Source organism: Nostoc sp., assembly GCF_036917435.1.
In the GTDB taxonomy this organism is placed as follows: domain Bacteria; phylum Cyanobacteriota; class Cyanobacteriia; order Cyanobacteriales; family Nostocaceae; genus Nostoc.
In genome coordinates this window covers 13,198-39,947 of the sequence record NZ_JBALDM010000059.1, presented here as the reverse complement: position 1 = coordinate 39,947, position 26,750 = coordinate 13,198, and the positions used below count along the sequence as shown (strand labels likewise).

The window sequence follows — 26,750 nt, the reverse complement described above, 5'->3', positions numbered from 1 at the left end:
AGGGGCACAGCAGTGCTATGCCCTAAAGATCCTCTGTACCTTACTAAGTTCCAATCTGCTTGGTAAAAGCTTAAGCAGATGTTGACCAAATCAGACAAACACTTAAATTGAACAAACAATCTAGCACTCCTAAATCAATCCTGATTTGGTAACGATTTGATTATTGACAACATAAGCAAAAGTAACAGGAAAAACATGAATATCATTATTCGTTTGTTTGGTGCGATCGCTCTCCAAGTATCTGCATTGCTTGCAATGTCTAGCATGGCGATGTCTGAGGACAAACCTCTGCATATCGATACCCAAGAGACTCCCTCTGTTACTCAACAGAAAACAACAGAGAGGATTTGCTCTTTAGATCCCATTGAAGATTTATTACCTCCACTACAAACTAAGGCCAACGATCCTTTGCTTTCTTACCTTGCAGAACAGGGTTTTACACAAAATCAAGAGGGTTCTTGGGTGTGTTATGCGAACGATCCGAAAAAAGAAGGGCGTTACTTTACTCTGTTCAAGGTTAAACAAGTTGATAACAGGCTCATCGCCAGTTCTTTTTTAGATGAGGGCAGCCTGATTGAGGGGCAGGAAAATCGAAGCTTGGACTTCTTTATGATGCTGATTGAGCATCATTTGAATACTAGTCAAGAGAACCATCAAGGTATACATCGATATTTAGAAGCCTTCATTTCCTTAGTAAAGGAAGGGAAGATCAAACCCACACGTCGAGGGTTTCTCTTTGACCAACCAAACCGGGCATTGGTCTTGTATCACACACTCTCATCAGGAAATCTCAAAGGTACAGGAATCACGATCAATATTTATTTGCCTAAGAGTTGAATTAGGCATTGAGGACTGGGGAAAAGAAGCAAAGCCCAATCCTCAATGCTCAATTAAATTCCTGTCGTTTAATGGAGGTGCATTTTGCCTAAATCAATTTTTCAAAGAATTTCGATGTCGAAGGCAGTTCGTTTTGCAACCGTTGCATTCTCATCTGTTGCGGTCGTACTTACTACATGTCAGTCTGCTTTTGCACAGCTTAATATTGGACGCTATGGTATCCAACAAGGACTAGAGTCTGAGTATCTCCAGTACCAAATCAATAACCAGAATTTGAGCCAGATGCGAGTCATTCCTGCATGTGATGTGGGATTCGGTCTAACCTGTAATAAAACTGGAGCGGTAATTCAACGGTTAGTCGAGTTGAACGGTGGGAGTAGCTATGAAAACCTCCTGATCCGAGCAGCCGGTGGGGAAAAAAACTTCCAGAATTTCGCTAGCTTTTACGGTAACAATCTTAATCTCTCTGCGGTTCCTTACGCCTCTTTTTGGAAAAATGAATCTCCCGCTATCATGGATAGCTCTCAATACCTTCTTGGACAAAGTTTTAGTCGCAATCCAGTAGAAGGACTCGGACTTGCAACCAACCAGTTTTACTGGGCACCATACTCAGGGATCAACAACTCAGTCAGCCTTCGTAATGGATTACTAGACTTAAAGTTCTCATACGGACGATTGTTGTTTGAGGAAGCCTCAAAAATTCCTAACATTCAGGAACAGATTCAATCTTTAGGTCTGTCACCAGAGATGACGAATTTTTATGTAGATAAAATTTCTACAGGCTTGAATGCATTGAATTCTGGAGATCAGAACCAACTCGAAAAGAGGATTTTTGAACTATTATCCTATCCATACTCCAAAGATGGTGGGGAATTCGGACGACCCAACAATGGGATTCCACAGGAATTTAATCAGCTTTTGGGAGAAGATACACCAGGAGATATCTTGGTGAGTGATATTCCAGCACCGTTGGATGGAGAAACAATAGCCCTTGATATCCCTGCAACTGAGGGAGAGGTTGTCATACCAAACATTCCTGATTCTTTTCCACTCTGGCCAATAATTGCAGGTGGGGGTCTTGCTTTAATTCTGCTTCTATTACTTAATGGTGATAGTTCTTCAGCTCAACAACCTATTTCTTCAGTTCCACCATCTATTGTTCCAGGAAATCCACCTCTGTCTCTCACCAATAAAGGCGAATGTGATTTGACTCCTGGTGGTAATGGTTCCGATAGCACACAGATCATTGAGATTCCATGTAATGTTACTCCTAAACCCCCAACAGAAGTAAAGAAGGTAGTGGAGCCATCAATGATCAAAGCGCTTGTATTGCTAATCGTTCTATTATGCATAGTCCGTTACAAACACAGAACTTTAAAAATCCGTAACTCGTAATTACTTAGAACTTATAAGTAAGTAGGCGTAATTAAATATAAGATCAAACCTCACCCTCAATCCCTCTCCTTAGTAAGGAGAGGGAAGTCTGAGCGAGGGTAAGGTTTTATCTATATTCATCCCAAGCTACGGGAAAGGAATAATCTGAAAATGCCGATAAATCATGATTTTCGCTGCGGGTTTCTTCATCCAGAACTTTGACAACTTTGTTATAGATATCTTGTGCTTGTTGTGGGGAATCACCGATACTCGTTAATCCCAACTTGCCAAACTGCGAAAGGCAACCCATCAGATGAAACACTGTACCTGTTTCTGTACCACTGTCAAAGTGCAGTCTATGGTGAGCAATGATATCCATTAAATCATTAGGCAATAATCCCTGATAGCGCTCTTTTTGCAGATTATCAGTAGCTATGTAGTATTTAGGACGACCTTGCTGACTATAAAATAAGCCTGTGGAAAGGTCATAGCGACCGTTCGTTAATAATTTCAGGGTCATGAATGGATGAGTTGTACCACCTTTACGCAGGTTAATTTCGATCGCCTGAATATCCCAGTCACCGTTACCCTTGTCAACGGCGATAAAATCTACGCCAAATCGCTCTAAAGTACCTTTCTCTGCTAGCTTTCTGCCAACTTCTAGCCCCAATTGCTGTAATTGCAATCGATATCTTTCATCGGCGGGAAAGCGACAACCAAGATAAATTTGACCGTCAGGGCCTCCAAGAATTTGGTCGTGAGTTGAAAGGATTTCCACTTCACCGGTGGGTGTTATCCTTCCTTGGACGCTGGGCGATCGCTTAATTTCCCCTTCCACAAATGCTTCGACAATTGCCCCTAATTCCGGGATTCTTCCTGAAAAATTATCCCAAGTCTCTTGTTGTGCTTGAAAGCGCATTGTTAAGAAGCGATCGCTAATTGCTGCTACCCTTTGAGCATGAGTATCTTTTTCCGGTGCTAAATTCTCAATCGGTCTAAGATCCAACAATGCATTCCCCTCTCCCGAAATGCCTTCGTTGAGTTTCACCACAACCCGTTTTAATGTCGGTTCTCGTTCCCACAAATCACTGGTAGCTTCTGCCAAATCTGTGCGGTTCCAAATTTTTTCGCTACCATCTGGATGCGGTACTTTACTTTCCTTGAAGATTTGCCGACTGCCACTTTTTGTTCCCCAAATCTGTAAATCTGGTGCAGCAGCATACAGTGGGACACCTAATTTTACAGACAATTCGCCTTCCCACTGCGAAGAGTTGTAGCAGATCATAAACGATTTATCCAGCCTCAAAGCTTGATGAATCCGCTTTAGCAGCCGGGGGCGTTCCAAAATCTTTTGGCTTAGAGGCTTAAGGGAGGAATCGTAAGTAGAAAGTAGTAGCAAGCGATTGCGGGCATGAGAAAAGGGAATCCCTGGCAACAGTTGCAGATAATAATCAATGATACTAGGATGCAACGGTACTGATGTTACATAAATCAGCCGAGTTTGGGGATTCTGCAACCGAATTAAGGAAAATAGTAATCTTTCTTCATAATGTTCGCAGCCTTCGATCTTTTGGAGTTCGCGCTGATCGATACTTAAAGAGGGAATAATTAAAATATCCGCTTCACTATTGTCAAATGACTCGCTCGTTTTCCAGCGATCGCTTAGAGTTAATTGTAACTGGTGAAACTTCTCAGCCTGTTCTAACTCCGAAATATTTACTATTGCCATAACCCTGCCCTCTAATGATCCCAATGTAGCGCACCATGCGGGCTTTTAGTCTATTAGTTTGGGGACAAATTTTCAAGCACTTTTGTAATGAATTTAGTTTATCAAAAGGTACTTATACAGATATTAGCCTAAATAAATATTAACATTAGCTAAAATAATTACCACAAAATTGATTATTTTGCAATTAGAAATTGAGTAAGTATAATTAAGCTATTTTCACTACAGGAAAATAGCTTAATTCTTTATCTGACATGAATGATTTATAGACTAATTCAGTAACTCTCATTTATTGAATTTTTTATGTCTTAAGGTTGAGCAGATTTAAACTTAATTTACCTCTGGAGAACGATAAAGTACAACAACATAATAGTTAACTTAAAAGTAGATGAAAAAGACAAAACATTCATCACATTAGAGTCGTATATTTGTTTTTCGGGGCTACATGTGAGGAAAAATAAAGTAAAGCACGCACAATTACTAGAAATAAGTTCCTTTAGAAATAGTATTTTGTGTCTAAACTCTTAAGACTGCCAATTGCTACAAAAATCCGAAGCAAAAAATAAGCCTTGGGTTGAATTTTTTATCCAAAGTTTACTTTTAAAAATGGGGATTTGGAGGAGATAAAGTATAAGCCATCTCAATGCCAAATTCTCAATGCCCAATCCAATTACCAAGGTAAAAACTATGGCTAAATCAAAAGAAAAAAAAGAGCAAAAATTACAACCGCCACAGCAGCAAGAAATACCAGGTGTTGAATCAGAAATGACACCCAAACCTAAAGCAGATGATGCCCGGTATCAAGGTAGTGATAAGTTAAAAGATAAAGTAGCATTGATTACTGGTGCTGATAGTGGTATTGGTCGTGCTGTAGCGATCGCATTTGCTAAAGAAGGTGCAGATGTGTCCATCCTTTACCTCAACGAACATAATGATGCTAAAGAAACAAAACATTTGGTAGAAAAACAAGGTCGTCGTGCAATAACCATTGCAGGTGATATTGGCGATGAAACTTTTTGTCAGCAAGCTATACAACAAACAGTTGGCGAATTAGGTAAACTTGATATTCTCATCAACAACGCCGCCGAACAACATCCCAAAGAAAGTATCGAGGAAATTACCAAAGAACAATTAGAGCGAACTTTCCGCACTAATATATTCTCAATGTTTTTCATGACTAAAGCTGCACTCAAGCATTTGCAAGCAGGTAGTTCTATCATTAATACCACATCAGTAACAGCTTATAAAGGTAGCCCACAACTACTAGATTATTCTTCCACGAAAGGTGCTATTGTTGCCTTTACTCGCTCCTTATCACAAAATTTAGTGTCAAAAGGAATTCGCGTTAATGCTGTTGCGCCAGGGCCAATCTGGACACCTTTGATTCCATCAACTTTTCCTGAAGAAAAAGTTGAAAATTTTGGTAAACAAGTACCAATGCAACGAGCCGGACAACCAGAATAAGTCGCACCTAGCTATGTATTTTTAGCTTCTGATGATGCTTCTTATGTTTCTGGACAAGTATTACATATTAATGGCGGAGAAGTTGTCAATGGGTAGGTGAAAATGTAAGCAGTCATTCAATTATAGATTTTCAATCCAAAATTGAAAATCTATAATTGCTAGACTTTGGATTTATAAGTTTTTGCTTCTTTACTCCTAACTCTACCCTGATGGTCTTCCATTGGAGGGATGATTCAAAATTAAAATATTGATAATATCTCTAAAGAGCGTACATTTAAGAAATAATAACTAAGTTTATGGCATCTCCTACACCACTTAAGGGCACAGAACTAGTAGATTGTGCTAGAGCAAATGCCAAGCAAGGAATTGAAACTGCTGCTTATCAATGTGGCTATGGTCAAGACCTCAACAAATTTGCCAGAGAACTCAGACAAGCTTGTGAAGATATGAATTTACAAGTAAAAGAACTCAGTGGATTAATTACTGAGCAAGATTTGTTACTGGAATTAGGCACTGGCGAAATTGTTGCTCCACTAACAGAATCAGAATTGTAAAAGTTAATTATTTGTCATTTGTAGTTTGTTATTCACTAATGACCGAACAAGGCAAAAATAAAAAGTAAAAAGAAAGAGGAATAAAATCGGTTTGAAGCCCCTGAATTTATTTATGGAAAAGGAAATAAAGATTTGTTTCGTTAGCGTAGCGGCACGAAGTGCGACACGACATGCTGTGAAACAAGGCATCCGTACAAGGCAAAAGTAAAAAGTAGAAAGGCAAAAGAAATATTGAATTTATCTTTCTTTTTACTTTTATCTTTTTACTTGTTTATGCATCCTTTTTAAATCCCCTAGATTTATTTATGGGGATTATCTTTTTACTTTTTACTTTTTACTTTTTAACTATGACTCTTTTCATAACTTTAAAATTACCCGCGCTAAATTGAAGTAAATCAAAATTCCCACCACATCAACTGCTGTGGCGATCAATGGTGTTGACATTAAGGTGGGATCTAAACTGAGGTAGCGGAATAAGAACGGCAATGCTGAACCGGAGATAGAGGCCAAGATAGAAATAGCTACTAAACTAATGCCTACAGGGAGCGATCGCTACTTCTAATGCTCTTTATATTACTTTGAAAAAAATATTTGTAGGTTGGGTTGAACAACGTGAAACCCAACAAAATCAGGGATTATTGGCGTTGGGTTTCGTTCCTCAACCCAACCTACTCATAGATTTATAGAAACTAGTGACAACAAAGGTTTCTGATTTTTATCTCGTGAGAGTCATAGAAGAGCGCTAATCGTCCTTGCAGCAAGTAAGCCCAGACAGTAGCGCTTATACCTAATAATACTGTTGCGATCGCTTCCCGGCCAATTACCTGCAATGCGCCAAGCGATCTGATTTCATCGGTGTTCATCCCACAAATCACCACAGTAGAAGATTGAGTACCCACATTACCACCAGTACCAGTCAGCAAAGGGATAAACGCCGTCAACGTTCTTGAATACTATAGTCAAGATATTGATAAACCTCGATCGCCTCATCCTTAGAAACCAAGCGAAAAGCCTAAGCGTGCATTGCTTCTGGCAAACTATAAATCGCCTCAGTAATATCCGCAGGCAGCTTGTTGCAAATCCTCGTAATTTTTCTGACTTTGAGTAAATTAACTCATCCCCCTCTTTGAAGGGATGATATTAAAAACCACATCTGTTATTCATGTAGATGTAAAGCAGCTTCATGCAGAGTGCTATCCCTAAGCATCGATATATATACCATTAAATAAATAATTAATAAAAATCTGAACCCAGATGTTTAAGTTGATACACAACACGATTATTTTCTATAGCGTATAAGCCCTTGACTTTGGTAAGTTAACAGAAAAATAACTAAAAATTTAATCTTAGCTTTAAGAAAGTATCAAACAATATAAATATATAAACAAAGTTCCACAAAATAGATAGACATAGCATGGGTTATGGTGTCAAATATTTAATTGATTAACACCAGATCGGTTTGCCGAAGGAGACGTGTAAAATTTTACCACTAAACACTTAAGTATATATTCTGAAATTGGATGTTGCTTTGCCTTAACTTTATGTACCTGCATAATGGTGAGATTAAAAGTTCTAGAGAAAGGTGATTTATATTTATTTAAATTCACCAAACCGAATTTACATGCATCGAAAACTGAGAATTTTGTCGAAATAAGACAAAAATTCACAAGGACTAATACGCCCTTAAGCTAATCTCTAGAAAGTAATCTCTAGTATTTTTTTTGATGCACATTTTCCTGTATACCTGCTTTTCATAAATATGTAGTTAGGTATATGATTTTGTACTGCTTTATTTCAAAGTTGATACAAATAAACAGCATACCAAGAAAGAATTTGTATCGGCAATTAAGTGAAATAGTATAGGCATTTTTTAAATATATTAATAAGCAAACAATGATTTTCTGATGAATATATTTAAGCCAAAATCATCTCGATTTTTTTGAAAGAATTCAACATAAAACTAACTCATAAGAATTAACGATGAATTAGTTTTAGACTATTGTGAGGCATATATCTCAATGAATGATTCACAGGATCTTAATCAGCAGTCGTCAGCATCGGCGAGTGTAACAGCTACTCCATCATCATCCCTGCAAAACATAGATTCAACACTATTTAATAATGCTCGGTCTAGCGCCAGCGCAGTCTCTCAGGGAGATGGACTCAAAGCCGAGTACTACGATAACATCGACTTCACCAACCTGAAGGTAACTCGCACCGATGCAACAGTAAACTTCGACTGGGGTAATGATTCTCCAGATCCTACCATAGGTGCGGATACCTTCTCAGCCCGTTGGACAGGTCAGGTAGAAGCCAAGTACAGCGAGACTTATAACTTCTACACCACTACTGATGATGGTGTGCGACTGTCGGTGAATGGTCAACAAATTATCAATAAATTTGTCGATCAATCTACCACCGAATATAGCGGCGCGATCGCACTAGTTGCGGGTCAGAAGTATGATATTAAACTGGAATATTATGAAAATACTTACACTGCCATTTCCCAACTGTCTTGGTCAAGTAACTCTCAAACCAAGGAAATTATTCCCCAGTCACAACTTTATAGTCAGGCGGATACAGTTGCTAGTAATGGCAACGGACTCAAAGCCGAGTACTACGATAACATCGACTTCACCAACCTGAAGGTAACTCGCACCGATGCAACAGTAAACTTCGACTGGGGTAATGATTCTCCAGATCCTACCATAGGTGCGGATACCTTCTCAGCCCGTTGGACAGGTCAGGTAGAAGCCAAGTACAGCGAGACTTATAACTTCTACACCACTACTGATGATGGTGTGCGACTGTCGGTGAATGGTCAACAAATTATCAATAAATTTGTCGATCAATCTACCACCGAATATAGCGGCGCGATCGCACTAGTTGCGGGTCAGAAGTATGATATTAAACTGGAATATTATGAAAATACTTACACTGCCATTTCCCAACTGTCTTGGTCAAGTAACTCTCAAACCAAGGAAATTATTCCCCAGTCACAACTTTATAGTCAGGCGGATACAGTTGCTAGTAATGGCAACGGACTCAAAGCCGAGTACTACGATAACATCGACTTCACCAACCTGAAGGTAACTCGCACCGATGCAACAGTAAACTTCGACTGGGGTAATGATTCTCCAGATCCTACCATAGGTGCGGATACCTTCTCAGCCCGTTGGACAGGTCAGGTAGAAGCCAAGTACAGCGAGACTTATAACTTCTACACCACTACTGATGATGGTGTGCGACTGTCGGTGAATGGTCAACAAATTATCAATAAATTTGTCGATCAATCTACCACCGAATATAGCGGCGCGATCGCACTAGTTGCGGGTCAGAAGTATGATATTAAACTGGAATATTATGAAAATACTTACACTGCCATTTCCCAACTGTCTTGGTCAAGTAACTCTCAAACCAAGGAAATCATTCCCCAGTCACAACTGTATTCACCAGAATTTCTAGACACGATTACCTTGGGATCATCTTCCACGACTGTAAACGAAGGTGTTGGTAGTGCAACCGTAACTTTGCTTAGAAGTGGTGATTTAAGCGGCACATCTTCAATCAAGTATGCAACTATAGCTGGTACTGCTACAGCAGGGGCTGACTACGGAAGTGAAGGTCGTGAAAGCACCGGAACAGTTATTTTTGCACCAGGGAAAAGCAGCAAACAGATATCTATTCCGATCAATGACGATCTTTTAGCAGAAACTGATGAAACCTTTAATTTTGTCATCGATCAGCCAGAAGGGGCAACACTAGGACTCCAAAGAACTCTGGAAATTACAATTCAAGATAACGATCGCTCTAGTCTCAATTTCACTAAGCCAGTAGTTAATGAGGAAGATGGTACTGCTACAGTGACAGTTACACGCGGTAACAGTGAAGGTGCTGGTAGTGTTGACTACATAACCGTGGATGGGACTGCTAAAGCAGGATCTGACTACCAGGCTGTATCTGGAACCTTGACCTTTACAGTAGGACAAACCAGTAACAACATTATTATCCCGATTATTGATGATAATGTTGAAGAGCTAAATGAAACATTTACTTTGAATTTTAGTAACGCAGTTGGAGTGGAACTAAATACTCAACAGACAACCATAACTATTTTCGATAATGACTCTGGTAAATTTACTATAGATACGATAGCTTCTGGTTTGACTCAACCTACAGCTTTTGACTCGACATCTGACGGTAAGACCATGTTCGTTGCCCAGAAAGATGGGGTAGTGCGAGTCTTGAACAACGGTGTCTTATTAGATACACCATTTATTGATATTTCTGGAGAAGTCAATGATACGCGCGATCGCGGTTTATTAGGCATTGCCGTACATCCAGATTTTGGCAAAAATCCCAACGGCAACAACTACGTTTACCTCTTATATACCTACGATCCACCACAAACCGATCCAAACAATTATCAGAATAATCCCGATAGCTTATTAGATAATCCCGATGAAAATGGGAATCGGACTGCACGGCTAACTCGTGTCACAGCTGATCCCAACACTAATTACACTACTGCTATAGCTGGCAGCGAATTTGTGCTGCTGGGTAGTAATGGCACTTGGGAGAATATCAGCCACCCAGATGGGAATAGCACAGATGTCACACTTGGCTATGCACCATCAGGAATTATCAACAAAGATACTGGTAAACCGTTTACCAGCTTGGAGGATTATGTCAATAATCTTGATAAAGTCCAAAATGTCCAAAATTTTATAGCCAATGATAGTGAATCTCACTCAATTGGTTCTGTGCGCTTTGGTACTGATGGTTCTCTGTTTGTGAGCGTAGGAGATGGCACTTCTTACAATGGGATAGATCCGCGAGCAATTCGCGTTCAGGATGTCGATAATCTGTCCGGCAAGATACTGCGGATTGATGCGATTACTGGTCAAGGCTTATCAAGTAATCCTTTCTACAACGGTGATCCCGACAGCAATAGTTCCAAAGTTTATAACTTAGGCTTGCGTAATCCCTTCCGCTTCACAATTGATAAGAACACCAATACCCCCTATATCGGCGATGTTGGCTTTGCTTCTTACGAAGAGGTGAATATCGGAAAACCAGGAGCTAACTTTGGCTGGCCATTCTATGAAGGTGGCCTTGATGAAAGTGGTAACATCTTTAGCGAGAAATCAAGATATTCTTACCTAGATGCAGCCCAAGACTTCTATAGTAGTGGCAAAATTGCTACAGCACCAGCTTACACTTACAAGCATGATGGTTCTAATGCGATTACTGCGGGTGATTTTTACACAGGCAATACTTTCCCTTCAATCTATCAAAATGCTTTATTCGTTGGTGATTTCAGTCAAGGAACTATTGATGCTTTGCAATTCGATAGTAACGGTACACTTATCTCTGTTAATCGGTTTGCTTCCAAAGAAGACACAGTTAATCTAGGAGTGCCTGTACAAATTACCACTGGAGAGGATGGCAATCTATACTACGCAGACTTGATAGGAGGTACGATTAAACGCTTCCGACCTATTTAGTGACAGGACTTACGCAAAAAATAGACCAAACTTTGATTTTTTGGTAGCAGGGTGGTTTCATACGAAAAAAGAAAAATACATAAGTCTTGATTTCTCATCTAGAACCATAGATTTTGACCCCTCTCCAAACCTCTCCCCGAAGCGGAGAGAGGCTTTGAAACCCAGTTTTAGTTTTTCTCTGGTTGTATGAAACCACCCTGATCTTTGATTTTCCAGTAGGGGCAATTGATGAATTGCCCCTACTGCGTCTAGTTTTGCGTAATTCCTAACTGATTTTGATCAAGATAATTTTGTCAAAAATCCCAACAATTTTTTGGTATTTGCTGTTAATAGTGTACGACGATAAGCATCAGCCGCTTTTTTAATAGCTTCAGCTTGAGTGGGATAAGGATGAATTACACTGCTTAATTTACTCAAACCGATCTTATTCACCATTGCCGTAGTCACTTCTGATATCATCTCACCTGCGTGACTAGCGACAATAGTTGCACCGATTATTTCATCAGACCCCTTTTTATGGTGGATTTTCAGAAATCCTGACTCTTCTCCATCTGCGATCGCTCGGTCTACACTACTAAAAGGTATTTTAATTGTTGTCACCTCAATACCTAATTTTTGCGCCTCGTGTTCATACATCCCTACATGGGCAATTTCTGGGTCAGTATAAGTTACCCACGGCATCACCAGACTACTAAGTTTCGAGCGTCCTATACCAAAGGGAGAAAACAGCGTATTTTTAATCACAATCCGCGCCGCAGCATCCGCAGCATGGGTAAATTTCCAGTTCATGCAGATATCGCCAGCCGCATAAATTTGGGAATTCGTCGTCTGGAGATAATCATTTACCTTCACACCTTGGCGTTTGTCGTATTCCACCCCCACTGATTCTAAATTTAAACCTTCCACATTTGGCGATCGCCCCGCACCGACTAAAATTTCATCTACTGTCACCGAATCTCGATGACCATTGGAAGAAAAGTAAAGCCGTTTCCCTTCAGTCACAGTTACCACTTCTTCCAACTTGGAATTCAACACTACGCGAATTCCTTCCCTAATCAAAACCTTTTGGAGAATTTCAGCAGCTTCAGCATCTTCTTTATTTAGAAGATGCGAACCGCTATGGAAAAGTATCACCTCAGAACCCAAACGCCGGAAAGCCTGCGCCAATTCGCAACCAATGGGGCCGCCACCAATCACCGCCAAACGTTCCGGTCGTTGAATCAGAGAAAAAACCGTCTCATTAGTTAGATAACCCGCCTTTTCAATTCCTGGAATCGAAAGTTGTGCGGCTCTGGCACCAGTAGCAATTACAGCTTTTTTAAACCGGAGGGTTTTGTTGCCAACTTCCACGGTATTTTTACTTGCAAATCGACCGCTACCCAAAAAGACATCGACACCCAACTTTTGAAACCGCTCCGCCGAGTCGTTATGACTAATATCAGCCCTTACCCGCCGCATCCTAGCCATAACTTTAGGAAAATCAACATCTATATTATGTTGGGGGATATTAACTCCCAAATCTTTAGCATCCCAGATTTCGCCAACGACGCGGGCAGACCGAATAATAGTTTTAGATGGTACGCAACCAACATTTAAACAATCTCCACCCATAAGATGCTTTTCAATTAACGCCACCTTTAAACCCAAATCCAAACCCGCCGCCCCTGCCGCCACCACTAATCCCGCCGTACCAGCCCCAATTACTACCAAATCGTAAATATCTGCTGGTTGAGGATTAACCCAGTTTGGCGGATGGACGTAAGATACCAACTTTTGGTTATACTCATCCGTTGGGCGAACCGTGACTCTCTCTAAATCTGAATTAGTCATTAGCTAAACCTCTATCAAGAATTGAAAATACTAAAGTCAACTGCCTTTAGGAGGAAATAAATTTAGGTGGCTCAGTCTCTTATTTTTTATGTTTGTTTAATAATAAATACAGCCTTTGAATTGTTTTGTCCGTTTGGGAATTGACAGATACGATTAAAGTTTTCCTGTATAAACGTTTTAACAATCGAAAATTTACAGCAATTTGCTGTTGAATAAACGACAGTAAGTAGGTAGGCGTAATTAAATATAAGATCAAACCTCACCCTGTCCTCTCCTTAATAAGGAGAGGGACAGATTTTACGTAGTAAAATCAGGGTGAGGTATCTCCAGGGCTGCGCGATAAATCTTAAAATGCCGTCAACAACTACTTGTGTATACACCGTAGCCTTACTAAGGAGAGGGAAGCCGGAGGGAGGGTGAGGTTTGATATTTAATTTTGACCCACTTAATTACTAGAGTACCTACAATTTCTCTTCTAAAGCTTTGCGGGCAATCCGAGTTCCATAAACTGTAACAGCAACTGTCGCAATCAAACCCAAAATCCGAATTGCCCATTGTAAAGTTGGGTTGATAGGTTGAGCTTCAGTACCAATCATGGCTAAATTACCTGCAAGGGAACCGATATAAACGTACATAATGGTTCCGGGAATCATGCCTACAGAACCAATAAAGTAATCTTTAAGTGAAACTCCCGTGATGCCAAAGGCATAATTTAATAAATTGAAAGGAAATATGGGTGAGAGTCGCGTTAACAAGACAATTTTTAATCCTTCTCTACCAACTGCTTGGTCAATAGCGGCAAATTTTTTATTATCTGCAATTTTACTAGCAACCCAGCCCCTTGCTAAATAACGTCCCACAAGGAAGGCAGCAGTAGCGCCAAGGGTTGCACCGATAAATACGTAGAGAGAACCCCAAACTGCACCAAAAATTACACCCGCTCCCAAGGTGAGAATAGAACCGGGGAAAAAAGCGACAGTAGCAATAATATAAAGGGCAATAAAAGCTATGGCTCCCAACGCACCCAGGCTATCAATCCACTGCAAGGCTTCGCGTAAAATAGCTTGGGGATTAAAAGAATTTAGATTTACAGACTCTTGTGCTAAAGCCGAGTCTATATTTAATGAAAAACCGCTTATCAATATCAGTAATATTAATGCACTTAAACTGAAAATTTTCTGCAAGTTTCTAACATTAATACTTTTAAATATCTGGATGATTGTTAGTTTTGTCATGGATTGTTATTTCTTTGATTGCTACACTTTGAGCTAATGCTTTTTGGGCAACTTTTGTAATAACTAGGGCGGGCAAGATGCCCACCCCACAAGAGATTTATTTTTTTGAGGATGCAAATTAAAGTATTTTCAGCTTATGTATGTGTCAAATATAAATAAAATAATCATAATCATTATTTTTAATCTGAGAATAGATGGAGAACGATCAAGAAAAAAGGGGTGTCTGATTGAATATAGTCCCCCTTTTGGCGGAAGGTGAGAAAACTCTTAATTAGACAATAAACGAAAGTGCCCGCATCACCTCGAACCAATTGTTTGTCTCGAAGATAACCGACTGTTCGCCTTGTAGTTTTGCACCAGGATAAAAAGAATTTTCGTAAGCATCAGGTGGATGTTTATATTCCACCTCAAGCTGAAAATGCTTAGGTAAGGGTTTCACCTGAAATAGCTCTCGGTGCTGCAATGCTCGTTTTACGCCCGCTTGAATTTGCTTGATAACTTCTACAGGATGAATTCCCCATACAGATTCACCGATTCCCTTTTTTGTAGTAACTGTTTCTATATCTGCGTCATAAGCTTTTACAGCTTGACATAAACCAGAATCTCCAGATACAAATACAACGGGGACTCCTTCATAGGCAGCTGTCATAGCTACTAAATGGAACTCGGCTATGGGTTGACCATTGAGAAGAATCCAGTTCAGATCCTCGCTGAGAGTGTGAGCGAGAGGGTTGTTGCCAGATCCGGCTCTTGAGTGATAGCCAATCAAAACTAATGCAGTAAAGCTGCTATTTAGCTCTTGAACCATGCTGTAAGGATGTCCGCTCCATCCTCGAATAAGTTGTGCTGGATAAGGTAATTGATAGGGATCAAGATTTCTGCCCGTATCATGAGCATCCTTAACGATAATCTCAGTTGCACCGGATGCTATTGCTCCCTCACAAGCTGCAATGACTTCACGGGTCATTTGCTCTTGGAAGATATCGTATTGTTCTTTACCTAAAGTCGCTTCATCCCAGTGGCCAATTCCAGCAATTCCTTCAATATCTGCACTGATATAAATTTTCATAATACACCTGGATTGCCTCGTTGTCAGCTTAATATAGAAAACTTCGTTATTGCATAATAGGGCATATAGGACTCCTAATTTGATTTTTGCGTAAGTAGACAATAGGCAAAAGGATTCTAGAAGATTAAGGTGTACCGAGTTTTTTCAAAAATCCAGTAAAATTTCTAATATATACATAAATCTTAATTGTTAATATCATATAGTCAAGCCAGATAACTAATTAAAAACCGTTAGTTCAGGTTAAACTTTATATTTTCTCTGCTAAAGGCCCAATCCTCTGATTTATGAATATATTTGTTTGTATCGTCAATACATGATCTAACTATTAGTTGAATAAATATGCCTGTCTTCATATTTTTTGGAAGCACAAGCCGATTTATTTCGGACAAAAATGCTTTGCTCTATACAGGACAACATCTCACTTATAGAGAACTGGAAAAATAATTGAACTGGTATTTAGTGAAAATGCTATCCAGTATTTGATTAATCTCCTGTATGATTACTAGGTATTTAACCAATTATTAGTGCTAAAACTTAGTTTTGTTGAAGAAATTAGCTGAATGCAAAAACACTCTTATAACCCAAACAAACCATCTGACGTTAAAGCGATTAATAGCTTGAGTATTCCTCAACGGCTACATTATTTCTGGGAAAGACAATGTGATATCAGTCCCGATGCGATCGCGCTGGTTTGTGAGCAAGAACAGCTTACCTATGCTCAATTGGATGTCCGCGCCAACCAATTAGCTAACTACTTTGTGCAACAAGGTATCGGTACCCGAAGCCGGGTAGGGATTCTCCTCGAACGCTCAGTATACACCTATATAACCCTGCTAGCTATTCTCAAATGCGGTGCGGCTTTTGTACCACTCGATCCCGCCTTTCCTCAAGATCGAGTTGCATTCATCGCCGAAAATGCTTCACTGAATCTGCTAGTCAGTACTGGCTCGCAATCTGATACTACTGCTAAAGTCGGCTGTCCGGTGTTAATGCTCGATGGCCTCGCCGCAGGAATCATTTCTGCTCACTCAACATCCCGGATTAAAATATCTGATACTGAAGATGACCTTTGTTATATCATCTATACCTCTGGCTCAACAGGTCGTCCCAAAGGTGTTGCTGTTAATCATTCCAGCATTTGTAACTTTCTGACGGTATGTACACCAATCTACGGTGTGACTTCCCGCGATCGCGTCTATCAAGGTATGATTATTGCCTTTGACTTCTCCATTGAAGAAATTTGGCCTACCTTTATTGTCGGCGCAACTCTGGTGGCTGGCCCAACCGATCATCGGAGACTTGGCGCTGAACTCACCGACTTTCTTATTGAGCAAGAAATCACGGTGATGTATTGTGTACCAACATTGTTAGCAACCATTGATCGAGATGTTCCTTTAATCGGAACTTTGATTGTTGGTGGTGAAGCCTGTCCGCAAGATTTAGTCAAACGTTGGAGCAACTCAAATCGCCGGATGCTCAACACTTACGGGCCGACGGAAACCACAGTGACGGCAATCTGGACAGAATTACTTCCCGATCAGCCAGTTACCATTGGCAAACCTTTACCTACTTATACTACCTATATTCTCAATGATGAGTTGCAACCCGTTCCCTTGGGCGAGGCAGGGGAAATCTGTATTGGTGGTATTGGTGTTGCTCAAGGCTACGTGAATTTACCAGAACAAACCTCTGCGAAGTTTGTGAGCGATCCATTTGAACAGAAACGTCTTGATGCGAGGTTGTACCGCACAGGCGACTTGGGCAGAGAAACCATCAACGGTGATATTGAATACTTGGGGCGGATTGATAGCCAGGTGAAAATTCGAGGCTACCGCATCGAACTGACGGAAATTGAGGCGGTGATGCTGGAAAATGGGGATGTGGAAAATGCCATTGTATCCCTAGTTTCGATTAATGCTGATGTTCAGGAATTAGTCGCTTACATTACCTTGCGAGTGCCGCAGACGGATCTGGAACCACTGAAACATGATTTGCATAGCGTATTACGCGATCGCTTACCCAGTTATATGGTGCCAGCGTTTATCGAAATTCTGGAGACGATTCCTACACTACCCAACGGGAAAGCAGATCGTTCAAAACTACCAGCACCAAAAGGGCGGATACAAGTTCACCATCACAGTGATGATTTTGCTCCACCAAGTAATTTATCACCAACAGAATCAGCGATCGCCAATATCTGGCAAAATCTCTTTCCCCACGCCCAGATTTCTCTAGATGACAACTTCTTCCTCGATCTAGGCGGACACTCACTGTTAGCTGCTAGCTTGGTATCTCAACTGCGACAGTGGACAGAATTTGCTCGCGTCTCGATGCTGGATGTTTACCAATCCCCCACCATTGCTAAATTAGCAGCCCAACTAGCGCCACAGAACACTTCGCCAAAAGTCCCCAAGGACAAAACCCCCTTCCGGCGTGTCAACCGCAAAATATACTATGGTAGCGCCATAATTCAGGCTCTAGGGCTAATATTACTTTTCTTTTGCTTTGCCTTACAGTGGTTGCTGCCCTACCTTACTTATACATGGATGCAAGAGAGTGATGCTAGCAATCTCGATTCTGCCGTTGTAGCAATTATTGCTTTAGCTGCCATTATTCCGTTGATGCTTGGGTTCTCTGTAATTACAAAGTGGTTACTTTTGGGACAGGTGAAGCCAGGAAAGTATCCCCTTTGGGGAAATTTTTACTTACGCTGGTGGTTTGTTAAAAGCTTGCTGCACATTACACCCATACATTTCTTGAGCAGCACCCCTTTGCTAAATGTCTACTACCGACTACTAGGAGCGAAAATTGGCACCAATGTTCACTTGAACAAAATTACTATCGATATTCCCGATCTCGTTAGCATTGGTGAAAATACTAGCATTGGCTATGAGGCCGGGTTATTAAACGCTACAGTGGAGAAGGGCTGGCTCAAAATCGGTAAGATTGAAATTGGCTCACGCTGCTTTGTCGGTGCCTCGGCTATACTCAGTGAAAACACTGTGATGAATGCAGATAGTAGCCTAGAAGACTTATCCATGCTGCCACAGCAGACGCAGATTCCCTCAGGGGAAATTTGGGCTGGTTCTCCAGCCGCTTTTTTGGGAACCAAAGAAAGCAAAAGAATATCTCGCCCCACACGGCTGCGACGAATTTATTTTGCCACTCTCCAGGCAATTCTGCTGCTGACTCTGCCAATTTTGGAACTTGTGCCGATTCTTCCTGGTGTAGATCAAATGTACTCCATGAGTGATGAATCACATTGGTTGCTGTTTTCACCCCTGATTGCTCTATCCTTTGTCATTTTCATGATGTTACAAATTGCCATACTCAAGTGGTTGATTGTGGGGCGAGTCAAACCAGGCTCCTGTCGGCTAGATAGTCATCGCTACGTGCGTTTGTGGTTTGTGGATAAACTGATGGAGTTAAGTCTTGATATTATTCGCCCACTTTACGCCACACTCTATTTACTGCCCTGGTATCGACTGCTAGGAGCAAAGTTAGGATGGCGAGCAGAAATCTCTACACCTTCCTCGTTGATTCCCGATTTAGTGAAAATTGGCAGTGAAAGCTTCATTGCAGATGGTGTCGTCATGGGTGTGCCAAGAGTTGACAATGGACGGATGTATTTGCTCTCAACTGAGATTGGCGATCGCTCATTTATTGGTAATAGTGCCTTATTGCCGGCTGGTGTGACAATTGGCAATGACACCCTCATCGGCTGTATGTCCATTCCGCCTACTGATATTACCCAAGCCGCCAAGCCTGATACTGCCTGGTTCGGTTCTCCAGGGATTCTCCTACCCCAACGGCAGATTGTCCAAGGCTTTTCGATAGAATCAACTTACAAGCCATCTTTAAGCTTAGTGCTGCAGCGCATGGCCTTTGAGGCGGTGCGAGTTCTCTTTCCACTCACTTGCATTGTCGTCTTTAGTTCTCTGCTGATCAATGAAATGCTAGTGTTGAATGTTGATTATGATGAATGGGTAATTATACTATTTTTGCCGTTCCTCTATCTCGGTTATGGACTAGCAGCCACGCTGATATCTATTTGTGCTAAATGGCTGATTATCGGTAAGTATAAACCGATAGAACGTCCCCTATGGTCACAATTTGTATTTCGTTCAGAATTAGTCACCTGTATCCATGAAACATTAGCAGTCCCATTCCTGGTAGATATGCTGCGGGGTACACCATTTATTAACTGTTACTTCCGCTTAATGGGCTGCCAGATTGGTAAACGAGTTTACATGGATACAGTAGATATGACTGAATTTGACACAATTCACATTGGCAACGATGCCGCAATTAATAGTGATTGTGGCTTGCAAACCCACCTGTTTGAAGATCGGGTGATGAAGATATCAACTGTGAAGATTGGCGATCGCTGTTCAGTTGGCAGTGCTGCTATTGTTCTCTATGATACTGTTATGGAACCCGATTCTTGTCTAGGCAATCTTTCCATGCTGATGAAAGGCGAATCCCTTCCTGCTGCCTCCTCTTGGGTAGGTTCTCCGGCTCGGACTGCTGAGTAGAAGATTTAATACAATTTAATTACACCGATTCTATGTGAAGCTCAAGTTTTAAGCTTACACCTGAAAGCTTAAATTCTTTTAAATTTTTCTCGGCGATACCAGCGACTAATTCGCTCAGGTGAAACGCCGAGGAAATAAGCAATAATTACTATTTGATTAAGTAGCGTGGTTTTGAATACTCCCTTTTGCAACCATCTACGGGCTGAAGTTAGAACTGGTGTAGAGATAATTACAATGCGTCCAATGGGTTTTAAGCGACGTATGAGTTCAAAGTCTTCCATGATAGGGAATTCGGGAAAACCACCAATTTGCTGAAATATTTCCTTAGTTAAAAAAATTGCTTGGTCGCCGTAGGGCATTTGGCAAAAATGCGATCGCAAATTTACACCCAACTCAACCCATCTTAAACTAAAAAGTGATGCATCAATCTGCAACTTAAATGCACCAGCCACATTCCCAGGCTGTTGTAGTGCTGTGCGAATCATCTCATCAAACCCAATCGGTAAACGGGTATCTGCATGGAGAAATAGCAGAATATCTCCTGTCGCCGCGATCGCACCTGTATTCATTTGCACAGCGCGACTAGGAGATGATGAGATAACTTTGACATTTAAAGACTTAGCTATTTCTATGGTGTCATCTTTAGAGCCACCATCTACTATGATTACTTCTATATTTGTATTAGGTTCAGTAGTAGCAATGGCTTCTTTGATATTCCCCGCTTCATTAAGAGTCGGAATAATAATAGAAATTCTAGCTGCGTCAATATTCTGACTCATAATTGCTTACAATTTAGCTAAAGTTGATGTCATCCTCAAGATAACCCCCATGACAGCTATCACAATCAACTTAAACCCCATTATTGAACTCACCGACAACCAATTTTATCAACTGTGTCGGGAAAACCCTGAAGTCAAATTTGAACGCAATGCATCGGGAAAATTACTAATCATGCCACCAACAGGCGGAGAGACTGGAAATCGTAATTTTGAAATTTCTATTGAATTCGGAATTTGGAATCGCCAAATTAAACTAGGAATTTGCTTCGATTCTTCTACATGCTTTAAACTTCCCAATGGTGCAAACCGTTCTCCTGATGTCGCTTGGATTAGACAAGATAGATGGGATGCACTCACACCTGAGCAAAAAGAAAAGTTTCCACCGATCGCACCAGATTTTGTTTTAGAGTTAATGTCATCAAGCGATAGTTTGCGAGAAACGCAAGCGAAAATGCAGGAATATATTGATAACGAAGTTAAATTAGGTTGGTTAATTAATCCGAAAATGCGTCAGGTAGAAATCTATCGGATTGGGAAACCAGTAGAAATATTAGCATCTCCCCAAGAATTATCAGGAGAAGATATCTTACCAGGATTTATTTTAAATTTATCAATAATCTGGAGATAAATATTTATTGATTTCGGATTAACTGCTCAAATTCAACAACAGCGTCGTACTGGTCATGCATAGCGATATAATGCAGCAGCAAAGCTGGATCTAAATCTGGAAAAAATCTACTCCGGTTGACTTCTTCATACTCGTCCTGTTCGTTAAGACGGAATATTTTGATAGAGTTAGATTTCCAAAACCAGACTTCAGGCACTTTTTTAGGTTTGTATAACTCCTTCCTGTTAATGGTTCCACTGGTGACAATAATTTCAATCACAATGTCAGAAACTTCTTTTTCTGTGCCAATGCTGTAAGATTCATCTGGCGTACCAGAAGCATAGCCAGGTTCTTCCAAAGTGAAACCACCACGTCTATAAAACCGGATACCCAACTCTTTCATGTAAGCTTCTAGTAGCAAGCCAACAGTACTTTTCACTTTCTCATGTTTATCTCCAATTGGGGACATAATTTCTAAAATTCCTGACAAATAAGATAGTCTGACATTGCGATTTTCCTGAAGTTGTGTTTCGATACCTTTAAATTGCTCCCAAGAAACATCCTTGAGAGTTAGGAGTTTTTCTTCTGTAGACTGGTCTACAAGTGGGATGCTCATAAAAACACTTTCCTTATACATTCACTAATTCTACTATTTACCAAACCTTTGCAAGCGATCGCGCTGGTTATGGAAACCACCAGCTACTTCCATTGCTGTAAAACTGAAACCGTCCAAAGCCGAGAAACTGTCCGTGGGATTTTTCACCCACCGGAAATGCTGTCACACCGAGTAAATAGACACCAGAAAAGCTGGGATTACTCACAGGGCGAAGGGCGATTGTCACAGTTTGTCCGGGAGTTACAGGCGGTTCAAAATTCACAGTAACGGTTCGTGTCTCGCGTTCGTTTGTGACTGCGCCTAGTGTTAGCCGAGATTCTTTGCGCTCGCGCTCTCCAACAAAGGCGCGGGTATCATTAAGATGATAGCGGATGTTTTCTGTTCCCTCCCTTTGTGCGATCGTTACCTTCTGAAGAGATTCGCCAGCATTTTCCGGTATATTAATGGTGAAATAGTAAGTTCCACCCAAAATATTCACATCTTTGTAAGTAGTCGTTGCCTTAACAAGTTTTGGCGGTTGGACAAAGTAGACAATACCATCTCTAAGCTGCACCGCTTCAGTCACCGGAAGGGTTATTCCCCAAATACCAATTGCTAACGAGAATGTTATTCCAAACAAAGTTGTAACACGCATGATTCAGATATAAAAAACGCACTCATTTCAATTTTAATTCTTTGGGAATAAGTGACTTGGGGATGATAGAAGCTTGTTTTTGCCAATCAGAAGATTTCGTGTACCACCAAGCCCAAACAATTAAAACTGCTTGAAAGGGAAGCCTGATTACGTGTACCCAAGGTGAATTTGGTATATGTTCTAGCTGAATATGATTAACTGCCATATTGATATTGGCAGGGTAAACAGCAATAAAAAGAGCAATAAGTCCCCAAGCAGCAGCTTGACTTACAGGCGGGACTAATAACCCAATACTACCCAAAATCTCAAAAAAGCCACTGAGATAAACTAATTCCAAAGGGTAAGGAAGTTGCGGTGGCATAATTTTGACATACGGTTCTGGAATAACAAAGTGTGTCACTCCAACCACAATTATTGATATAGCAAGGACAACACGTAATATTTCCTTATACTTATTCATAGTTTTTGCCTCATTATATACTTGTCCCTATCACTTTAGTTTGACTGACAGATGTTAATCATTACCTATTACTAATTATTCATAAAAAATATGAGCGATGCCTTTAGCAGACTTGCACCCTTCATCCAAGAATATATCTATCATCATCAGTGGACTGAATTACGGCCAGTTCAAATTGCCGCTTGTCAAGTTATATTTGACACCGATGCTCATTTGCTAGTTACTGCTGCAACTGCTGCCGGTAAAACAGAAGCAGCCTTTCTGCCAATATTGACTTTATTACATGCCAACCCTGCTGCAACTATAGGGGCATTATACATTAGTCCAATCAAAGCTTTAATTAACGATCAATTTGAACGCCTCAACGACTTACTCAAAGAAGCAGATATTCCAGTTTGGCATTGGCACGGAGATGTTTCTCAAAGTCGGAAAAACAAGCTTTTAAAGAATCCTCAAGGCATTCTACAAATTACACCAGAATCTCTAGAAAGTTTATTAATTAACAAAAATAACGACCTACTTCGCTTATTTGGTGACTTAAGATTTGTCATCATTGATGAAATTCACGCCTTTATGGGTTCCGAACGCGGTTGTCAAATTATTTGCCAATTACAACGTTTAGCAAAGTTGACACAAAAACAACCGCGCCGGATTGGTTTGTCGGCAACTCTTGGCGATTACTCAATAGCTGAAGACTGGTTACGTTCAGGAACAGATAAACCAGTGATTACACCGCAAAATGACGGGATAAAACGCCAGATAAAACTAGCTGTGGAACATTTTTATATTACTGATGAAGTAGATGAATTAGAAGCAACAGATTATGAGCAATATATTTTCAACCTCAGCAAATCTCGTAAATGCCTAATATTTGCTAATAATCGCACGCGCACTGAATCTGTAATTGCATCTTTGCGAAAAATTGCTACAGAACAAGGACTACCAGATATATATCATGTGCATCATGGGAGTATATCTGCTAGCTTGCGACAAGCTGCTGAAAATGCAATGCGTGAACCCAACAATCCAGCCGTTACCGCCGCCACTCTGACTTTAGAATTAGGTATAGATATCGGTCATTTAGAGCGAGTTATTCAGTTAGAATCACCCTTATCTGTAGCTAGTTTTTTACAACGCTTAGGACGTAGTGGCAGAAGAGGCGAAGCTGCCGATATGCGTTTTATTTGCGCTGAAGAAAAACCATTAGCAGAAGCTTCACTACCTGAACAAATACCCTGGCAATTGCTGCAATCTATTGCGATTATTCAACTGTATTTAGAAGAACAATGGATTGAACCAATCAGACCGATTAAATATCCTTTAAGTTTGCTTTACCATCAAACAATGAGTATTCTAACAGCAACAGGAGAACTTTCACCTAATGCCCTAGCAAAACAAATTTTTAGTCTACCGCCCTTTGCTGCTATTTCTAAAGAAGATTTCCAATTATTGCTTCGTTATTTAATTGATATTGGTCATATTCAGCATACTGAACAAGGTAAATTAATCCTGGGTTTAGCAGGAGAAAGGATTGTGAGGAAGTTTCAGTTTTATGCTGTCTTTGCTGAACAGCAAGAATATATTGTTAAGCAAGGTGCAACGGAAATTGGCAGTATCGTTACACCGCCTGCTGTTGGCAATCAATTTGCTTTAGCTGGTAGAAGTTGGGAAGTTATAGAAGTTGACTTTAAAAAGAAGGCTATTTTTGTTAAACAAGCCGAGGGGAAAGCTAGTATTTATTGGCGTGGGAGTGGTGGCACTATTCATACCAAAGTTTTGCAGCGAATGCAACAGGTTCTATTTGAAAATATCGAGTATAGCTATTTGCAAAAAAATGCTTTACAACGTTTACATCAAGTTCGCCAATTGGTGCAGCAGGTTGGATTAGATAAACATAATATCTTGCAATTAGAAAAAGGTAAATGCTGTATTTTTCCCTGGATGGGTACGGTTGCTTATCGCACTTTAGAAAGATTATTAAACTCTTACTGTCGAGAATCGTTGGAGATTACAAGTATTGGGGGATTAAATCCCTATTATTTTACAATAAAATTAGCTAAGGATAAATTTAAATATCTTTATGATGAAATTGCTTCGTTATGTGAACAAAGAATTATCTCAGAAGATTTACTCAGTAGTTCAGAAGCACCAGAAATTCAAAAGTACGATCGATTTATTCCTCATCCACTTTTACGAAAAGCTTTTGCTAGCGATTATTTAGATATGAGAGAATTAAAACAGCAAGTGGCATTGTGGAGAGAATAGACAATATTTTAATTATCTTAAAATTTCTATGGCAATCTTAAATGATTTGTGTTGGCATAGCCTAGCATAAGCACAAATTATTATTTTCAACGAACCGCAGAGACGCAGAGGGCACAGAGAGGAGAATCAAAAGAGGTTGATGGCAAATGGTTTATGACTTTTATTAAGCTGAAAATACTTTAATTTGCATCCTCAAAAAAATAAATCTCTTGTGGGGTGGGCATCTTGCCCGCCCTAGCTGTAAAAATTAAATGCACGACAGCTTACCACTCTTAAAAAGAGTAAGTAGGTAATTCAGTAACAGTTGATTTTATATGTTTGATTTTAAACCATTTTGATAATAATAATTCGGGTTAAAATTTACTATATTTTTTTCTTCTAAATCATAATTACATTCCAAATCTCTATCTTCATCCAAAAAGTAAGCATTTTGTTTATAGCATTCCGTAACTATTAAAATAAAATCTTAAAGTTAGTCGGTCAAGATTCTCTTTATGTACCAAACAGACCCGCCTCTCTCTCCCAAAGAAGTCCTACCCACGATGTACGATCTTCCCAGTGAATACCCGGAGGACTCTGGTTTGCCTGACGAATTTCACCTTTTTCAACCCCAACTTCTGCGCGAAACCTTCTGTCCACCTAACTATCCAGCAGAGGAGGTATTTGTAGCCACTGACTTAAACCTTTACTATGACCTCCGGCATACACTGTGGTACAAACGCCCAGACTGGTTTGCTGCTGTGGGAGTTTCGCGTCTCTACGAACAGCAAAACTTGCGTCTGAGTTATGTCATCTGGCAAGAAGGGGTTGCTCCTTTTGTAGTGGTAGAATTGCTTTCTCCTGGCACTGAAAAAGAAGACTTAGGACAAACTCTGCGGGAGATTAACCAACCGCCGACCAAATGGGAAGTTTATGAGCGGATTTTGCGAGTTCCTTACTACATTGTGTTTAACCGCTACACAGACAAACTACAAGCATTCCAATTAGTTGCAGACCGCTACAGCGAATTGGATTTGAGTACACCAAGGCTGTGGATGCCGGGTTTGGAACTGGGCTTAGGACTTTGGCAAGGTTATTACCAACAAATTGAGCGATTGTGGCTACGTTGGTATGATGCATCCGGGAATTGGCTTCCCACGCCGCTAGAACGAGAAAGTCAACGTGCTAACAGATTAGCAGCACAGCTGCGAGAGTTAGGCGTTAACCCTGATGAGTTATGAAGATGCGATCGCATCAGCAGGGGTACACAGCGATGTAC

General features: G+C 40.4%; 17 protein-coding genes and 2 pseudogenes. 9 read left to right on the top strand and 10 right to left on the bottom strand.

Translation table 11 applies throughout. The annotated features are described in order from the left end of the window. The first annotated feature begins 195 nt into the window (after window positions 1-195). Both V7K98_RS28800 and V7K98_RS28795 read left to right on the top strand, forming a co-directional pair. Window positions 196-837, top strand: coding sequence for a hypothetical protein (locus V7K98_RS28800; RefSeq protein WP_335028253.1), 642 nt, complete (start codon window positions 196-198; stop codon window positions 835-837). 84 nt (window positions 838-921) lie between these two features. Next, window positions 922-2,232: a hypothetical protein gene (locus V7K98_RS28795; protein WP_335028251.1), complete on the top strand. Its 1,311-nt coding sequence runs from the start codon at window positions 922-924 to the stop codon at window positions 2,230-2,232. A gap of 106 nt (window positions 2,233-2,338) precedes the next feature. Here V7K98_RS28795 and V7K98_RS28790 read toward each other — a convergent pair whose 3' ends face one another. Continuing rightward, entirely contained in the window at window positions 2,339-3,940 is a 1,602-nt protein-coding gene (locus V7K98_RS28790; protein WP_335028249.1) for a peptide ligase PGM1-related protein, read from the bottom strand. A gap of 654 nt (window positions 3,941-4,594) precedes the next feature. Between V7K98_RS28790 and V7K98_RS28785 the strand changes: the two are divergent. Together V7K98_RS28785 and V7K98_RS28780 are read left to right on the top strand one after the other, a co-directional pair. Next, window positions 4,595-5,497 (top strand): annotated as a pseudogene (locus V7K98_RS28785) (SDR family oxidoreductase). A 200-nt stretch (window positions 5,498-5,697) separates the two neighbouring features. Beyond that, window positions 5,698-5,955: a hypothetical protein gene (locus tag V7K98_RS28780; RefSeq protein WP_335028247.1), complete on the top strand. Its 258-nt coding sequence runs from the start codon at window positions 5,698-5,700 to the stop codon at window positions 5,953-5,955. A gap of 357 nt (window positions 5,956-6,312) precedes the next feature. Here V7K98_RS28780 and V7K98_RS28775 read toward each other — a convergent pair whose 3' ends face one another. Beyond that, window positions 6,313-6,489 (bottom strand): magnesium transporter, encoded by a 177-nt coding sequence (locus tag V7K98_RS28775; RefSeq protein WP_442940454.1) that lies wholly within the window; start codon window positions 6,487-6,489, stop codon window positions 6,313-6,315. Window positions 6,490-6,698: 209 nt separating this feature from the next. Beyond that, a pseudogene (locus V7K98_RS28770) lies at window positions 6,699-6,899 on the bottom strand (magnesium transporter); the annotation flags it as partial. Window positions 6,900-7,973: 1,074 nt separating this feature from the next. Here V7K98_RS28770 and V7K98_RS28765 point away from each other — a divergent pair. Beyond that, complete coding sequence (locus tag V7K98_RS28765; RefSeq protein WP_335028245.1) at window positions 7,974-11,462, top strand: PA14 domain-containing protein; 3,489 nt, start codon at window positions 7,974-7,976, stop codon at window positions 11,460-11,462. 279 nt (window positions 11,463-11,741) lie between these two features. Here V7K98_RS28765 and V7K98_RS28760 read toward each other — a convergent pair whose 3' ends face one another. The 3 genes from V7K98_RS28760 to V7K98_RS28750 all read right to left on the bottom strand — a co-directional run bounded on the left by V7K98_RS28760 (window position 11,742) and on the right by V7K98_RS28750 (window position 15,596). Beyond that, on the bottom strand, window positions 11,742-13,292 hold the full coding sequence (locus V7K98_RS28760) for a mercuric reductase (RefSeq protein WP_335028243.1): 1,551 nt from the start codon (window positions 13,290-13,292) through the stop codon (window positions 11,742-11,744). 461 nt (window positions 13,293-13,753) lie between these two features. Continuing rightward, window positions 13,754-14,527 carry a TVP38/TMEM64 family protein gene (locus V7K98_RS28755; protein WP_335028241.1) on the bottom strand — a complete coding sequence of 258 codons (774 nt, stop codon included), beginning with the start codon at window positions 14,525-14,527 and terminating at the stop codon, window positions 13,754-13,756. 271 nt (window positions 14,528-14,798) lie between these two features. After that, window positions 14,799-15,596, bottom strand: coding sequence for a M55 family metallopeptidase (locus V7K98_RS28750; protein ID WP_335028239.1), 798 nt, complete (start codon window positions 15,594-15,596; stop codon window positions 14,799-14,801). A gap of 560 nt (window positions 15,597-16,156) precedes the next feature. On the opposite strand from V7K98_RS28750, the gene V7K98_RS28745 reads away from it, so the two are divergent. Then, window positions 16,157-20,131: a Pls/PosA family non-ribosomal peptide synthetase gene (locus V7K98_RS28745; protein WP_335028237.1), complete on the top strand. Its 3,975-nt coding sequence runs from the start codon at window positions 16,157-16,159 to the stop codon at window positions 20,129-20,131. 68 nt (window positions 20,132-20,199) lie between these two features. On the opposite strand, the gene V7K98_RS28740 is transcribed toward V7K98_RS28745, so the two are convergent. Next, entirely contained in the window at window positions 20,200-20,910 is a 711-nt protein-coding gene (locus tag V7K98_RS28740) for a TIGR04283 family arsenosugar biosynthesis glycosyltransferase (protein WP_335028235.1), read from the bottom strand. Window positions 20,911-20,959: 49 nt separating this feature from the next. Here V7K98_RS28740 and V7K98_RS28735 point away from each other — a divergent pair, with 49 nt between their 5' ends. Next, window positions 20,960-21,538, top strand: coding sequence for a Uma2 family endonuclease (locus V7K98_RS28735; protein ID WP_335028233.1), 579 nt, complete (start codon window positions 20,960-20,962; stop codon window positions 21,536-21,538). A gap of 4 nt (window positions 21,539-21,542) precedes the next feature. Here V7K98_RS28735 and V7K98_RS28730 read toward each other — a convergent pair whose 3' ends face one another. From V7K98_RS28730 to V7K98_RS28720, 3 genes are all read right to left on the bottom strand, one after another. Beyond that, window positions 21,543-22,133: a Uma2 family endonuclease gene (locus V7K98_RS28730; protein WP_335028231.1), complete on the bottom strand. Its 591-nt coding sequence runs from the start codon at window positions 22,131-22,133 to the stop codon at window positions 21,543-21,545. Window positions 22,134-22,200: 67 nt separating this feature from the next. After that, window positions 22,201-22,767, bottom strand: a complete 567-nt coding sequence (locus V7K98_RS28725; protein ID WP_335028229.1) for a DUF2808 domain-containing protein — start codon at window positions 22,765-22,767, stop codon at window positions 22,201-22,203. Window positions 22,768-22,789: 22 nt separating this feature from the next. Continuing rightward, entirely contained in the window at window positions 22,790-23,227 is a 438-nt protein-coding gene (locus tag V7K98_RS28720) for a DoxX family protein (RefSeq protein ID WP_335028227.1), read from the bottom strand. 90 nt (window positions 23,228-23,317) lie between these two features. On the opposite strand from V7K98_RS28720, the gene V7K98_RS28715 reads away from it, so the two are divergent. Together V7K98_RS28715 and V7K98_RS28710 are read left to right on the top strand one after the other, a co-directional pair. Then, complete coding sequence (locus V7K98_RS28715; protein WP_335028225.1) at window positions 23,318-25,492, top strand: DEAD/DEAH box helicase; 2,175 nt, start codon at window positions 23,318-23,320, stop codon at window positions 25,490-25,492. Window positions 25,493-25,986: 494 nt separating this feature from the next. Further along, on the top strand, window positions 25,987-26,712 hold the full coding sequence (locus V7K98_RS28710; RefSeq protein ID WP_335028223.1) for a Uma2 family endonuclease: 726 nt from the start codon (window positions 25,987-25,989) through the stop codon (window positions 26,710-26,712). Window positions 26,713-26,750 lie beyond the last annotated feature (38 nt).